This is a genomic window from Streptosporangium sp. NPDC005286, assembly GCF_040607515.1.
Classification (GTDB): Bacteria; Actinomycetota; Actinomycetes; order Streptosporangiales; family Streptosporangiaceae; genus Streptosporangium.
In genome coordinates this window covers 14,314-28,244 of record NZ_JBEXGU010000124.1, presented here as the reverse complement: position 1 = coordinate 28,244, position 13,931 = coordinate 14,314, and the positions used below count along the sequence as shown (strand labels likewise).

Here is a 13,931-nt window from a genome sequence, read left to right as displayed (position 1 = left end):
GCACCTGGATCGACCAATGGAATGACAACCCGCGGCCGTTCGTGTGGAAGAAGACCGCGGAAGAGATCCTCGAATCCCTTGCTAGATATTGCCGATGAATTTCAGGCGCAGGACACTAGCCACAACGCCGTGTAGTTAGGGGCGGGTGTTCAGTGTCAAGGGGTGCGGGTGGTCAGGATGTCGATGTTGATTGTGGCTTTGTAGCTGGTTCTGTCGACCCGATCAAGAAGAAGGCCGGCCAGCCCAAACTCGACCATGACCAGCACACCTACAACAAGCTGCTCCGCGGCCTGCGAGGAGTCGGCGAACGGGCGAACGCCCTGCTCACCGTCACATTCAAGGCCCTACGCCGGGTGAGCCTCGATCCCTGGCGTATCGGAAAGATCACCCAGGCCGCGCCGGACACCCCCGTCCAGCAGCACCGGGACGGCTCCGCCGACGGCGGCTCGGCAAGCGTCGAGTAGATCTCTTCGCGCTTTGTGTCAAGTACAACCCTCGAGTGGCTACAGTTCCCCTGTGCGTTTTATACCTTTTGTCATGATTCCTGTCACGCTGATCGCGACCGCCATGTCCCCCGCGTGGGCCATCACGAACGGCTCGCCCGACTTGACAGCCCACCCGCAGGTGGGAGCCGTCATCGGCGACAAACCGAACGGCGATGACACGTGGTCCTACTGCACCGGCACGCTCATCTCGCCGACCGTCTTCCTCACCGCCGCCCACTGCGCGGAACCGGGGCAGAAGACCGCTCGGGTCTCGTTCTCCAGCCACTACCGGCCCGGGGACAAGGTCTACACCGGCCGCTACGTCCTCGACTCGCGATACAAAGACGAGTCCGCCCTTCATGACCTGGCCGTCGTCGCCTTCGACACGGCCGTCCCGGACATCAAGCCCGCCAGGCTGCCCACCGAGGGTCTGCTCAACCGCCTCGAAGCCGGCAGCGACCTGAAGGCGACGCGATTCACCCCGGTCGGGTACGGCGCCTCGACCAAGGGGAAGCACGGGGCGCGGCTGACCTACACCGACACCCGCAACCAGACATCCATCTCCTTTGAGAACCTCACCCGCAGATGGCTTGAACTATCACCGAATTCCTCCAAAGGCGACGGCGGAACCTGCTTCGGCGACTCGGGCGGCCCGAACTTCCTGGGAGGGTCCACCTCGGACCTGCTCGTGGCCACGACGATCAGCGGAGACGACGAAGCGTGCAGGGCGACCAACTACAACTACCGCCTGGACACCCCTTCGGCCCGGGCTTTCCTCGGAAAGTTCGTCACGCTTCCCTGAACGGGTGAGGCGGACCGGGCCTGACCAGTAAACAGCTCTGGCGTGAAATCGGTGGTGACGGTGAGTCACATGATGCAGGATGACGGCGGTGTGACTCCGACGTTGTCAGCTTCTCGCCGTACCTGGCAGGTACGGTTCAGGCCGCGTCGTCGGCGGCGTGACGCACTGCCCGGCGACCGATATTGATCGCCGCGAAGTAATCCACCGGGCCGACGAGCCCGCACGAAACACACCGAAACTCATCCCGGGTAGGACGATTCCGCCTGTCGATGTGACCGCACCCAGGGCAGGTGCGGGAGGTGTTACGCGGATCCACCAACCGCACCGCTACCCCGGCCAGGGCGGCCTTGTACGTCACGAACGTCCGTAGCTGGTGGAAACCCCAGGAGTGCAGGTCGGCACGCTGAGCCTTGCGAACCGTGACCGGCTCCCGAATGCCCGAGAGGTCTTCCAGGGCGAGCGCGACCTCGGTGGCCCTGGTCCCAGCGGCGTTGCAGGCATGCCCCGTCGCGTTCGAGCGCCGGAGAGTTCCCGGTCGGCGCACTAACCACGCAGCCGCTCCATCGCCGGGTCGTAGAGCGGCTCCTCGGCGACGACGGCACTCACCCGCCGGTCGAAGTAGCCGATGTGCAGCTCTCGCCCCGGCACGGACAGCTCGGCGGGCAGCCAGGCGTAGGCGATGCCCCTGCCTATCGTGTAGCCGTAGGCGGCGCTGGTGACGTATCCGGCGCAGGACGCGCCGTCGTACACCGGCTCCTTGCCCATGACGACGGCCGCGGGGTCGTCGACGGTGAGGCAGGTCAGCCGGCGCCGGGTCGCCGCGCCGCGCTCGGCCAGGGCCGCGCGGCCGATGAAGTCACCCCTGTCGGCCTTGCGCACGGCGAAGCCGAGGCCGGCCTCGTAGGGGTCGTGCTCGTAGGTCATGTCGGTGCCGAAGGAACGGTAGCCCTTCTCCAGCCGCAGGCTGTTGAAGGCGCCCCGGCCCCCGGCGATGATCCCGTGCGCCTGGCCGGCCTCCCAGAGGGTGTCCCACAGCTTGGCGCCCATGTCGGCGGTCGTGTAGAGCTCCCAGCCCAGCTCCCCGATGTAGGAGAGCCGCAGCGCGGTGACGGGCACGGTGCCGACGTGGGCACGCGCGCCGCGGAAGTAGCGGAAGCCACCGGGACCGAACCCGGGACCGGCCAGCGGGGCCACGACGTCGCGGGCCCGCGGGCCCCAGACCCCGACGCAGCAGGTGCCCGGCGTGACGTCGGTGACGGTGACCGATCCGTCGGCGGGCAGGTGACGGTGGAGCCAGTCGAGGTCGAGGTTGCCGTTGGCGCCGACCTGGAACAGGTCGCGGCCCAGCCTGGCCACGGTGATGTCGCTGCGGATACCGCCGTCGTGGTCGAGCAGCAGGCAGTACGTGACAGAGCCGACGGACTTGTCGACGTCGCCGGTGGAGATCCGCTGGAGGAAGGCGGCGGCCCCCCGGCCCGCGACCTCGATCCGCTTGAGCGCGCTCATGTCGTAGAGCGCGACGGCCTCGCGCGAGGCCTGGGCCTCGGCGCCGACGATCGGTGACCAGTAACGGGCGGCCCAGTCGTTCGGCCGGGGGATGTCGCGGCCTTCGAGCAGGGAGACGTTGGCCTCGTACCACTGGGGGCGCTCCCAGCCGGTGGCCTCCAGGAAGTACGCGCCCAGCTCGCGCTGGCGGGCGTGGAAGGGGCTGGTGCGCAGCGGGCGCAGGTTCTCGGCCGGCTGGAGCGGGTGGATGATGTCGTAGACCTCGACGAAGTTCTGGCAGTCGCGGGTGCGCACGTACTCGGGGGCCAGCTGGTGGGCCTCGAACCGGTTGACGTCGCACTCGTGCAGGTCGAAGGAGGAGCAGTGGCCGTCGGCCAGCCATTCGGCCATGGCCCGGCCCACCCCCGCCGAGTGGGTGACCCACACGGCCTCGGCCACCCAGAAGCCTCGCACGTCGCGCGACCGGCCGAGCAGCGGCATGTTGTCGGTGGTGAAGGAGAACAGGCCGTTGATGCCCTCTTCGAGCGCTGCCTGCTCGGTGGCGGGCAGCAGCGCCCGCGTCTCGGCCCAGGCGGGGGCGAAGTCGTCGCCGGTGAACGGCAGCACCGAGGGCATGACCTCGGCGTCGGCGACCGGGAGGATCTCCTCCGGGGCGATCGGCATCGGGCGGTGACCGTAGTAGCCGATGCCGAGCCGCTCGAACCGCTCCCGGTAGTACAGGTCGGCGTCCTGGTGGCGCAGGATCGGCCGGACGGCCTCCGCGCTCTGCCCGCTGAGGGCGGGGACGGGGCCGGTCCAGGCGAGCTGGTGGGCCAGCGGGGTCAGCGGCAACGCCATGCCGACCATGCCCGCGATCTTGGGGCCCCAGATGCCGGCGCAGCAGACCACGAGGTCGGCGGGGATCTCACCCCGGTCGGTGACGACGGCCGCCACCCGGTCGTCCTCGACCCGGATGTCTCGCACCTCGTGCCGGTCCAGCACGCGCACGCCCCGCTCCCGTGCTCGCTCCAGCTGGACCTCGACGGCGCGGACGGCCCTGGCCAGGCCGTCGGTCGGGACGAACAGCCCGCCGAGGACCCTGGCCTTGTCGAGCAGGGAGTGGCGCTCCACGCACTCCTCGGGGGTGAGCAGGCGCGCCTCGACCCCCCAGGCGGTGGCCCAGCCGTGGCGGCGGTGCAGTTCGGCGAGCCTCTCGGGCGTGGTGGCCACCTCCAGGCCGCCCACCTGGAGGAAGCAGTCGAGCGCGACGAGCTTTTCGACCGTGTAGCGGGCCAGCTCGGTCATGGTCTTGGACGGGTTGGTCTGGAACACCAGCCCCGGCGCGTGGGAGGACGACCCTCCGGTGGCGGGCACGGCGCCCTGGTCGACGACCGTGATGTCGTCCCAGCCCTTCGCCGAGAGCTCGTCGGCCAGGGCCGCCCCGACGACACCTGCTCCGATGATGACAACGCGTTGGCCCGCCATACACACCTCCGTCGTTGCACAGTCCGGAACGCGGTGCGCTTCCCGCAACAGATTCTCCCTTTGCGGGTGGCGCTGTCAAGAACGGGCCGTACCCGCCGGTGAAGGGTCCGGGCACGGCATCGGAGCACGCCGCGGACGCTGTCGCCGTCCGCGCCGTGCCCGATCCGCGCCGCTCCGCGTGACGCCTCGCCATGTCACTTCGCGCGGCGCCCGATGCCTGTCGCACTCCGCCGGCACCGATCCCTGTCGCCGGTGTCGCCCGGTGCGGGTGGGCCGTCGAGCCGCCGGGACCGCCGCCCGCTCAGCCGGTGGGGAGCCAGGCCTTCACCTTGTCGGGATTGTCGCCGACCCACTTCTCCGCGGCCTCCTCGGCCGTCATCTTGTCCTCGGAGATGTACTTGGCCACCAGGTTCTGGTCCTCGTTCGTCCAGGAGAAGTTCTTGACCAGCTCGTACGCCGGGCTGCCGGAGTCGGCGAACTTCTTGCTCACGATCTTGTCGAGGTCGTAGAGCGGGTAGTCGCAGGCCACCTTCTCGGCATCGGCGTCGCAGCCCTCGGTGTACTCGGGCAGGTTGACCTTGACGAGCTTGACCTCCGCCAGGAACCACTGCGGCTCGTAGAAGTAGCCGAGCAGCGGGGTCTTCTCCTTCTCGGCCTTCCGGAAGCCGGTGATGAGCGCCGCCTCGCTGCCCGCGTAGACGACCTTGTAGTCCAGCTTCAGGTTCTTCACCAGGGCCGCGTCGTTGGTCACGAAGGACGGGTCGCCGTCGAGCAGTTGCCCCTTGCCACCCGACTCCGAGGTCTTGAACAGCTCGGCGTACTTGTTGAGGTTCTTCCAGTCGGTGATGTCGGGGTACTTCTCGGCCATCCACGGCGGCACGTACCAGCCGATGACTCCCTTGTTGCCCGTCGAACCCGCCGCGACGGCGACCTTCTGCTCCTCGATGTACTTCTTCTTCAGGTCGTCGTGCGCCCAGTTCTCCACGATGGCGTCGACCTGACCGGTGGCGAACCCCTGCCAGGCGACCTCCTCCTTGAGGTCCTTCTTGGTGACCGCGCAGCCGAGCTCCTTCTCGGCCACGTGGGCGATGACCGCCGCGGTCGCCTCGTACCCGACCCACGGGTTGATGGCGATGTTGACCGCGCCGCAGGGCTTCTTACCCTCCGCGCCGGAGGCGGCGGGGGCGGCTGTGCCCTCGCTGCTCTCGCCGACCTTCGCCCCGCCGCACGCGGAGACGAGGAGGCCACCGGCCACCAGGAGCGCCACCGCCCGTGGTCGCCCGATCCTCGAAACTGTCACCACAGGTCCTCCTGTATACGAGTCCGCCCGCCACCGTGTCGGGGCGACGGGATCGCTGTCCGTCGTGTTCAGTGGACGCCGTGCGCCTCGGCGTCCGCCCGCCGCGCCGCCGTCCTGGTGATGCGCTCCAGCATGATCCCGAGTACCACGATCGCCACGCCCGCCGCGAGCCCCTTGCCTCGTAACTGCAGCTGGGAGAAGCCCGCCACCACGTCGTAGCCGAGCGCGCCCGCGCCGACCAGGCCACCGACGACGACCATGGCCAGCACGTAGATGAGTCCCTGGCTCGCTGCGAGGGTCACCGCGCTGCGTGCCATCGGCAGCTGCACCTTGGTGATGAGCTGCCAGGTGTTCGAGCCCGCCGCCGTGGCGGCCTCCACCGCGCTCGGGGAGACGCCGCGGATGCCGTCCGCGGTGAGCTTGATCGCGACCGGCGCGGCGTAGACGACCGCGGCGATGATCGCGGTGACCCGGGTCGCGCCGAACAGGCCGAGGATCGGCACCAGGTAGACGAACGGCGGCATGGTCTGCCCGGCGTCCAGGACGGGCCGCACCAGCTGGTCGACGCGGTCGCTGCGCCCCATCCAGACGCCGAACGCCACCCCGAGGATCATCACCAGGACCGTGGCCACGAGCGTCGAGGCCAGCGTCACCATGCTGTCCTGCCACAGGCCGAGCAGCACGAGCAGGGCAAGGCAGGCCGCGATGACCAGCACGACCCTGACGTTCGCCAGGATGGCGGCGAACGCGATCACCACCGCGGCGACCAGCCACCACGGCGAGTCGGTGAGCAGCGCCTCGAACGGGTTGAGCAGGCCGTAGGAGACGGCGTTCTTGAACGCGCCGGTGTAGGCCGCCAGGTTGTCCTGCACCCACAGGGTCGCCGCGTCGACGCCCCGGCGGACGTACGGCCCCAGGTTCGCCTCGCTCGGGAACTCCGCGGCCCACACGTAGGTGTGGGAGAGATAGACCAGCACGCCGGTGCCCGCCAGGACGGCGCCGATCCCGGCACGGCGGCGGCCGGGCCCCCGCGAGCGGCCGGCCCGGTACCGGGTCTCGACGCGCCTGCCGACGGCGGAGGTGACCCGGTCGAGCACGATGGCCATGATGACGATGGCCAGGCCCGCGTTGAAGGCGCTGCCGACGTCGAGGGTCTCCAGCGCCTTGATGACCGTCTTGCCCAGCCCCGGGGCGTCGATCAGCGCGGCGATGGTGACCATGCAGAGCGCGGCCATGATGGTCTGGTTGACACCGACGATGATGGTCCGCTTGGCCAGCGGCAGCCGTACCTTGCTCAGCAGCTGCCAGGCGGTGGAGCCCAGCGAGGTGCCGGCCTCCAGGATCGCGGGGCGCACCTCGCGGATGCCGTGCGCGGTGATGCGGATCGCGGGCGGTGCGGCGTAGATGACCGTCGCCACGGTGGCGCTCGCCGGGCCGATGAGGAAGAACAGGGTGAGCGGCGCGAGGTAGACGAACGTCGGCATCGTCTGCATGAAGTCGAGCACCGGAGTGACCAGGCGGTTGAACCGGTCGTTCACCCCGGCCCAGACGCCGAGCGGGATGCCGATCAGCAGCGAGATCACGACCGCGGCCAGGGTGAGGGCGAGGGTGTCCATGCTCTCCTCCCACAGGCCCAGCAGGCCGAAGGAGGCGAAACCGGCCGCGGTCAGCACCGCGACCCTGAGGTTGCCCCAGAGCAGCGCGACCGCCGTGGCGACGGTGACCACGCCCAGCCAGCCGATGACCGGCAGTGGCCGCCCGAAGGACGGCCGGCTGATCAGCGCCTGGACGAACGTGACGGCCTCGTCGAGGAAGAGCCGGATGTAGTTGACGAAGTACAGGAAGAACGGACTGTCGTTCCTGCTGTTGTCGACGACCTCGCTCGCCTCGTTGATCCGCACGTGCAGCGGCGTCAGCTCCGCGCCGCCGAGCTGGAAGGTGTCGCGCCCCTGGACGAACACCCAGACCAGCACCCAGGCCGCGACGACGGCGGCCAGCAGGTAGCGGCGCGGCCAGGCGGGCAGGCGCCGCAGACCACCGGCAGGGGTGGCCCGGGTGGCCGTCACCCCTGCTCCCCTGACCTGGCCGGCGCGGCGGGCCTGCCGGAAGTCTCCTCGGTGAGCACCGCGGGGGTCTCCCGCGGGGGTGCCGCGGGGGTCTCGTCGGGAGAGGGTTCGGTGAGTACTCCCAGGAGTTCCTCCGCGGTGATGACGCCCAGCAGCTCGCCACCGTCGACGACCCTGACCGGGCTCGTCGCGCGCAGGACCGTGTGCACGGCGTCGCGCACCACGACGTCCGGCCCGACCTGTGGCCCGTCCAGGGGCTCGTCCGGCCGGGGTGGGCGCGCGATCCAGCGGGTGGTGAGCACGTGCGAGCGGGGCACGTCCCTGACGAACTCGCGCACGTAGTCGTCCACGGGCGCCCCGACGACCTCCTCAGGCGTGCCCAGCTGGACGAGCTCGCCGTCGCGCATGATGAGGATGCGGTCGCCGAGCTTGAGCGCCTCGCTCAGGTCGTGCGTGATGAAGATCATCGTCTTGCCCACCTCGCGGTGCAGCCGGATGACCTCGTTCTGCATGTCCCGCCTGATCAGCGGGTCGAGCGCGGAGAACGGCTCGTCGAAGAAGAGCACGTCGGGATCCACCGCGAGTGCCCTGGCCAGCCCGACGCGCTGCTGCATGCCGCCGGAGAGCTGGTCGGGGTAGGAGTCCTCGGAGCCGGAGAGCCCGACGAGCTCGACCATCTGCCTGGCCCGCTCGTAGCGGGCCTCCTTCCGGGTCCCGCGGATCTCCAGCCCGTAGGCCACGTTGTCCAGGACCCGCCGGTGCGGCAGCAGCCCGAAGTTCTGGAAGACCATGGCGAAGCGGTGGCGGCGCAGCTCGCGCAGCTGCCTGTCACCGGCCTTGCGGATGTCCGCACCGTCGAACAGCACCTCACCGGCCGTCGGCTCGACGAGCCGGGTCAGGCAGCGTACGAGGGTGGACTTGCCCGAGCCGGACAGGCCCATGACGACGAAGACCTCCTGGGGCCGCACGGTGAAGGAGACGTCGCGGATCGCGGTCACACAGCCCGTCCTGGCCCTCAGCTCGCTTCGCGAGAGCTCCTGGAGCGGGGTTCCGACGACCTTGCCGGCACGCGGGCCGAAGACCTTCCAGAGACCGCGCACGTCGAGGACGGCCCGCTGATCCTCCGCGACGAGATCTCTCCTGTCGCCGTCGAGGTGGAGATCTGACACGAAGGGACATCCTTCCGGTCATCGCGTAGCTCGTTGCGTATGGCGCATCGGAACGCTTAGCGAGGAACAGAATCGACCCTTTTCCTTCACTCAGTCAAGGCTTTACGAGCTTCGTTACCATGCCAGCCCAATCGTAAGAAACCCACCCCCGCCATTACCTGATCGGTGAACGGGCGCGACGGCCGGCTACCCGAACGACTTCTTCAGGGCGCGGGCGAGCGGCACCCCAGCGAGAGTCCGACATGCCAGGTGAAAGCGGACCGAACGGGCTTACGGTCAGCGGGCGGAGCCGTCGCGATGCCGGTAGAAGTCGACGTGCTCGGCGGCGAGCGGGGTGTTGCCCAGGATCAGGTCCGCCGCCTTCTCCGCCACCATCATGACCGGCGCGTAGATGTTGCCGTTGGTCACGTACGGCATCACCGAGGCGTCCACCACACGCAGTCCCTCGAGGCCGTGCACCCGCATGGAGAGCGGGTCCACCACGGACATGTCGTCGACGCCCATCCGCGCGGTGCACGAGGGGTGCAGCGCGGTCTCGCCGTCCCTGGCCACCCAGTCGAGGATCTCCTCGTCGGTCTCGACCCCGGGCCCCGGCGACAGCTCCCCCGCGTTGAACTCGTCCATGGCCGGCTGGTTGAGGATGTCTCGGGCGACGCGGACCGCCTCCACCCACTCGCGCCGGTCCTGCGCGGTGGACAGGTAGTTGAAACGGAGCGCCGGGTGGACCCGGGGGTCGGTGCTCCTGATCTTCACCGAGCCTCGGGAGTCCGAGTACATCGGCCCGATGTGCACCTGGTAGCCGTGCCCGCCCGCCGGAGCCGAGCCGTCGTAGCGGACCGCGATGGGCAGGAAGTGGAACATCAGGTTGGGGTAGTCGACATCGTCGTTGCTCCGGGTGAAGCCGCCCGCCTCGAAGTGGTTGGTCGCACCGGGACCACTCCGCGCGAACAGCCAGCGTGCGCCGATCCACGGCCGGTTGCGCCACTTCATCGCGGGCTGCATGGAGACCGGCCGCCTGCAGCCGTACTGGATGTAGACCTCCAGGTGGTCCTGGAGGTTCTCGCCGACGCCCGGCAGGTCGTGCACGACGTCGACGCCGAGGGCGCCCAGCTCGGCGGCGTCGCCCACCCCGGAGAGCTGGAGCAGCTGCGGTGAGTTGATCGCGCCGCCGCAGAGGATGACCTCGCCCGCGCGGACCGTCCGGCCGTCGTACTCGACGCCGACGGCGCGCTTTCCCTCGAAGAGGATTCCGGTGACGAACGCCCGCGTTCTGACCTCCAGGTTGGGGCGCTTCGCGACCGGGTGCAGATAGGCGCGGGCGGCGGACAACCGGCGCCCCCTGCTGATGTTGCGATCGAACCGGGCGAAGCCCTCCTGGCGGTAGCCGTTGACGTCGTCGGTCAGCGGGTATCCGGCCTGCTGCACCGCCTCGAAGAAGGCCCCGAACAGCGGATTGCGCACCGGTCCGCGTTCCAGCACGAGGGGCCCGCCCCGCCCGCGCATCTGGTCGGCGGGGTCGGCGGCCAGGCAGTTCTCCATGCGCTTGAAATACGGCAGGCAGTGGGCGAAGTCCCAGGTCTCCATGCCGGGGTCGGCGCCCCAGCGCTGGTAGTCCAGCGGGTTGCCCCGCTGGAAGATCATGCCGTTGATGCTGCTTGAGCCACCCAGCACCTTGCCCCGGGCGTGGTAAATGCGGCGGCCGTTCATGTGCGGCTCGGGCTCGGAGGCGTACTTCCAGTCGTAGAGGCGGTTCCCGATGGGGAAGGGCAGCGCGGCCGGCATGTGGATGAAGACGTCCCACGGGTAGTCCGGGCGACCCGCCTCCAGCACCAGCACCCGGTTGGCGGGGTCGGCGGAGAGCCGGTTGGCGAGGGCGCTTCCGGCCGAGCCACCTCCAACGATGACAAAGTCGTACATGTCCGCCTCGCCTCGCTCAAGCAGGAACAGTGTTCGAAATTGTAGCTAATGGCGCAATAAGGTGCACTATTCGCAACGGATATTGTCGTCCCCGATGACGTTCGTTCCCTTTCCAGCACCTACAGTTGCGCTATGGGCAACGATCCTCTCGGCGGTCGCACCGACAGCAGCGGTGGAGTCCAGTCCGTCGACCGGGCCATCACCATCCTGGAGATCCTCGCCGAGCGCCGCGAGGCCGGGGTGAGCGAGATAGCCCAGGAGATATCGGTGCACAAGTCGACGGCGTTCCGGCTGCTGGGCGCGCTGGAGGCGCGCGGCCTGGTCGAGCAGGCGGAGGACCGGGGAAAATATCGCCTCAGCTTCGGCCTCATCCGCCTCGCGGGCGGGGTGGCCTCCCGGCTCGACCTGACCCAGCAGAGCCGCCCGGTCTGCCGCCGTCTCGCCGAGGAACTCGGCGAGACGGTCAACCTGGCGGTGCTGCGCTCCCACTACGCGGTCAACCTGGACCAGGTACGCGGGCCCGCGGCGGTCACCACGCACAACTGGGTCGGCCAGCTCACCCCGCTGCACGCCACCTCCAGCGGGAAAGTCCTGCTGGCCTACCTCGACGAGGCGCACCGGACCCGGCTGCTCACCGCGGCCGGCCTGGAGCGCTACACCCCGAGCACGATCACCTCCGCCGCCGCCCTGGAGAAGCAGCTTCTCCAGGCCCGCGAGCGGGGTTACGCGGTCACCGTCGAGGAGTACGAGATCGGCCTGAACGCCATCGCCGCGCCCATCCGCTCCTACGACGGTGAGATCGTCGCCGCGGTCAGCGCGTCAGGCCCCGCGTACCGCTTCGGCGAGGACCGGCTGCACGAGCTGGCACCGCTCGTGATCGCCGGAGCCCGCGACATCAGCCATCGCCTGGGGTACGCCGGACGAGCCTGACCACCACGCTCTTGGAGGTGGGGGTGTTGGAGGTCTCCGCGACCGAGTCGAGGGGCACGAGCACGTTGGTCTCCGGGAAGTACGCGGCGCAGCAGCCGCGCGCGGTCGGGTAGGCGACCGCGCGGAAGGACTCCGCCCTGCGCTCCCCGTCGGGCCACTCGCTGACCAGGTCCACCATGTCCCCGTCGGCCAGATCCCGCTCGGCCAGGTCGTCGGCGTGCACGAAGACCACCCGGCGGCCGTTGCGCACGCCCCGGTAGCGGTCGTCCATGCCGTAGATCGTGGTGTTGTACTGGTCGTGGCTGCGGACCGTCTGGAGCAGCAGCCGCCCCGGCGGCACCCGCAACACCTCCAGGTCGTTGACCGTGAAGTTGGCCTTGCCCGTCGCGGTCGGGAAGCGGCGCTCGTCGCGGGGCGCGTTGGGCAGCGCGAAGCCGCCGGGAGCGCGGACCCGGATGTTGAAGTCGTCGAACCCGGGCACCACCCGGGAGACGCGGTCGCGGATCGCGTCGTAGTCGGCCGCGAACTCCTGCCACGGCACGTGCGGGTCGTCGCCGAACAGCTCCACGGCCAGCCGGCAGACGATCTCCACCTCGGAGAGCAGGTCGTCGGAGGCGGGCCGCAGCTTGCCCCGCGAGGCGTGCACCATGCCCATGGAGTCCTCGACCGTGACGAAACGATCGCCGTCACGTTCGGTGCGCCCCAGCGTGGGGAGGATGAGCGCCTCACGCCCGCACACGGCGTGCGAGCGGTTCAGCTTGGTGGAGACCTGCACCGTCAGCCTGGCCCGGCGCATCGCCTCCTCGGTCGCCGCCGTGTCGGGGGTGGCGGACACGAAGTTGCCGCCCATCGCGATGAAGACCTTCGCCTGCTCGGAGCGGAGCGCCCTGATCGCCTCCACGGTGTCGAAGCCGTGCTCGCGGGGCGGCTCGAAGCCGAACTCGTCGCGCAGCGCGTCCAGGAACCGGGCCGGCGGTTTCTCGTAGATGCCCATGGTGCGGTCGCCCTGGACGTTGGAGTGGCCCCTGACCGGGCAGACCCCCGCGCCCGCGCGGCCCACGTTGCCGCGGAGCAGCAGGAAGTTGACGACCTCCCTGATGGTGGCGACGGAGTTCTTGTGCTGGGTGAGCCCCATCGCCCAGCACACGATCACCGACTTCGCGCCCAGCACCTCCCGTACGGCCTCCTCGATGGCCGGGCGGTCCAGCCCGGTCGCCTCCTCGACCTCCGCCCAGTCCAGGGAACGCAGGTCCTCGGCCCATTCGTCGAAGCCGTGGGTGTGCGCCTCGACGAAGTCGCGGTCGATCACGGTGCCGGGGGCGGCCTCCTCGGCTTCGAGCAGCAGCAGCGACATCGCCTTGAAGAGCGCGAGGTCACCGTTGAGCCGGATCTGCAGGAACCGATCGGACAGCGTCGTACCCTTGCCCACCAACCCCGACGGCCGCTGCGGGTTCTTGAAGCGGAGCAGTCCGGCCTCGGGCAGCGGGTTGACCGCGACGATCCGGGCGCCTTCACGCTTGGCCCGTTCCAACGCCGAGAGCATGCGCGGGTGGTTGGTGCCGGGGTTCTGACCGACCACGAAGATCAGGTCGGCCCGGTACAGGTCCTCCAGCGAGACCGTGCCCTTGCCGATGCCCAAGGTCTCGTTGAGCGCCGAGCCGCTGGACTCGTGGCACATGTTGGAGCAGTCGGGCAGGTTGTTGGTACCGAACCTGCGCACCAGGAGCTGGTAGGCGAACGCGGCCTCGTTCGAGGTGCGCCCCGAGGTGTAGAAGAGCGCCTCGTCCGGGCTGTCCAGCGCGCGCAGCTCTCGCGCGATCAGGGAGAACGCGTCATCCCAGCTCACCGGCACGTAGCGGTCGGAGCCCTCGGGCTTGTGCATCGGCTCGGTGAGCCGCCCCTGCTGGCCCAGCCAGTATTCGGTGTGCCCGGCCAGGTCGTCGACGGTGTGCCGGGCGAAGAAGTCACGGGTGACCCTGCGGACCGTAGCCTCCTCGGCCACCGCCTTCGCGCCGTTCTCGCAGAACTCGAACGGGCTGCGGTGCTCGCCCTCGGGCCAGGCGCAGCCCGGGCAGTCGAAGCCTTCCTTCTGGTTGACCCCGGCCAGGGTGAGAAGGGTGCGGCCGACGCCCATCTGGGCGTTGGCGGTCAGTAGCGATCGAGTCACCCCCGGTATGCCCGCTGCCCACTCCTTGGGAGGCCCGATCTCAATGCCGTCCTCGTTGACGTCGTCGCGCGGAGCCTTCCTGGCCATCCTCGCGTCTCCTTCCCTCACCCTGACCCCGTGAATTG

Annotated in this window: 10 protein-coding genes; 3 read left to right on the top strand and 7 right to left on the bottom strand. The window is 69.5% G+C overall.

The features are described from left to right. The first annotated feature begins 152 nt into the window (after nt 1–152). Complete coding sequence (locus tag ABZU75_RS33230; protein WP_355562939.1) at nt 153–464, top strand: transposase family protein; 312 nt, start codon at nt 153–155, stop codon at nt 462–464. 73 nt (nt 465–537) lie between these two features. Continuing rightward, nucleotides 538–1,287: a trypsin-like serine protease gene (locus tag ABZU75_RS33225; protein WP_355562937.1), complete on the top strand. Its 750-nt coding sequence runs from the start codon at nt 538–540 to the stop codon at nt 1,285–1,287. A gap of 136 nt (nt 1,288–1,423) precedes the next feature. Here the strand turns inward: ABZU75_RS33225 and ABZU75_RS33220 are convergent, their stop codons facing one another. The 6 genes from ABZU75_RS33220 to betA form a co-directional block, all read right to left on the bottom strand. Beyond that, nucleotides 1,424–1,831, bottom strand: a complete 408-nt coding sequence (locus ABZU75_RS33220; RefSeq protein WP_355562934.1) for a transposase — start codon at nt 1,829–1,831, stop codon at nt 1,424–1,426. Beyond that, nucleotides 1,831–4,257, bottom strand: a complete 2,427-nt coding sequence (locus tag ABZU75_RS33215; protein WP_355562931.1) for an FAD-dependent oxidoreductase — start codon at nt 4,255–4,257, stop codon at nt 1,831–1,833. Before ABZU75_RS33215 ends, ABZU75_RS33220 begins: the two co-directional genes overlap by 1 nt. A 301-nt stretch (nt 4,258–4,558) precedes the next feature. Beyond that, nucleotides 4,559–5,557 carry an ABC transporter substrate-binding protein gene (locus ABZU75_RS33210; RefSeq protein WP_350926371.1) on the bottom strand — a complete coding sequence of 333 codons (999 nt, stop codon included), beginning with the start codon at nt 5,555–5,557 and terminating at the stop codon, nt 4,559–4,561. Nucleotides 5,558–5,625: 68 nt separating this feature from the next. After that, complete coding sequence (locus tag ABZU75_RS33205; protein WP_355562926.1) at nt 5,626–7,623, bottom strand: ABC transporter permease subunit; 1,998 nt, start codon at nt 7,621–7,623, stop codon at nt 5,626–5,628. Beyond that, complete coding sequence (locus ABZU75_RS33200; protein WP_355562942.1) at nt 7,620–8,723, bottom strand: glycine betaine/L-proline ABC transporter ATP-binding protein; 1,104 nt, start codon at nt 8,721–8,723, stop codon at nt 7,620–7,622. The genes ABZU75_RS33205 and ABZU75_RS33200 overlap by 4 nt, the downstream gene beginning before the upstream one ends. Before the next feature lie 345 nt (nt 8,724–9,068). Next, on the bottom strand, nt 9,069–10,709 hold the full coding sequence (gene betA / locus ABZU75_RS33195) for a choline dehydrogenase (RefSeq protein WP_355562922.1): 1,641 nt from the start codon (nt 10,707–10,709) through the stop codon (nt 9,069–9,071). A gap of 132 nt (nt 10,710–10,841) precedes the next feature. Here betA and ABZU75_RS33190 point away from each other — a divergent pair, with 132 nt between their 5' ends. Continuing rightward, nucleotides 10,842–11,639, top strand: coding sequence for an IclR family transcriptional regulator (locus tag ABZU75_RS33190; RefSeq protein ID WP_355562919.1), 798 nt, complete (start codon nt 10,842–10,844; stop codon nt 11,637–11,639). Here ABZU75_RS33190 and ABZU75_RS33185 read toward each other — a convergent pair. Further along, nucleotides 11,605–13,893 carry an FdhF/YdeP family oxidoreductase gene (locus ABZU75_RS33185; RefSeq protein ID WP_355562916.1) on the bottom strand — a complete coding sequence of 763 codons (2,289 nt, stop codon included), beginning with the start codon at nt 13,891–13,893 and terminating at the stop codon, nt 11,605–11,607. The genes ABZU75_RS33190 and ABZU75_RS33185 overlap by 35 nt on opposite strands. Between the last annotated feature and the right edge of the window lie 38 nt (nt 13,894–13,931).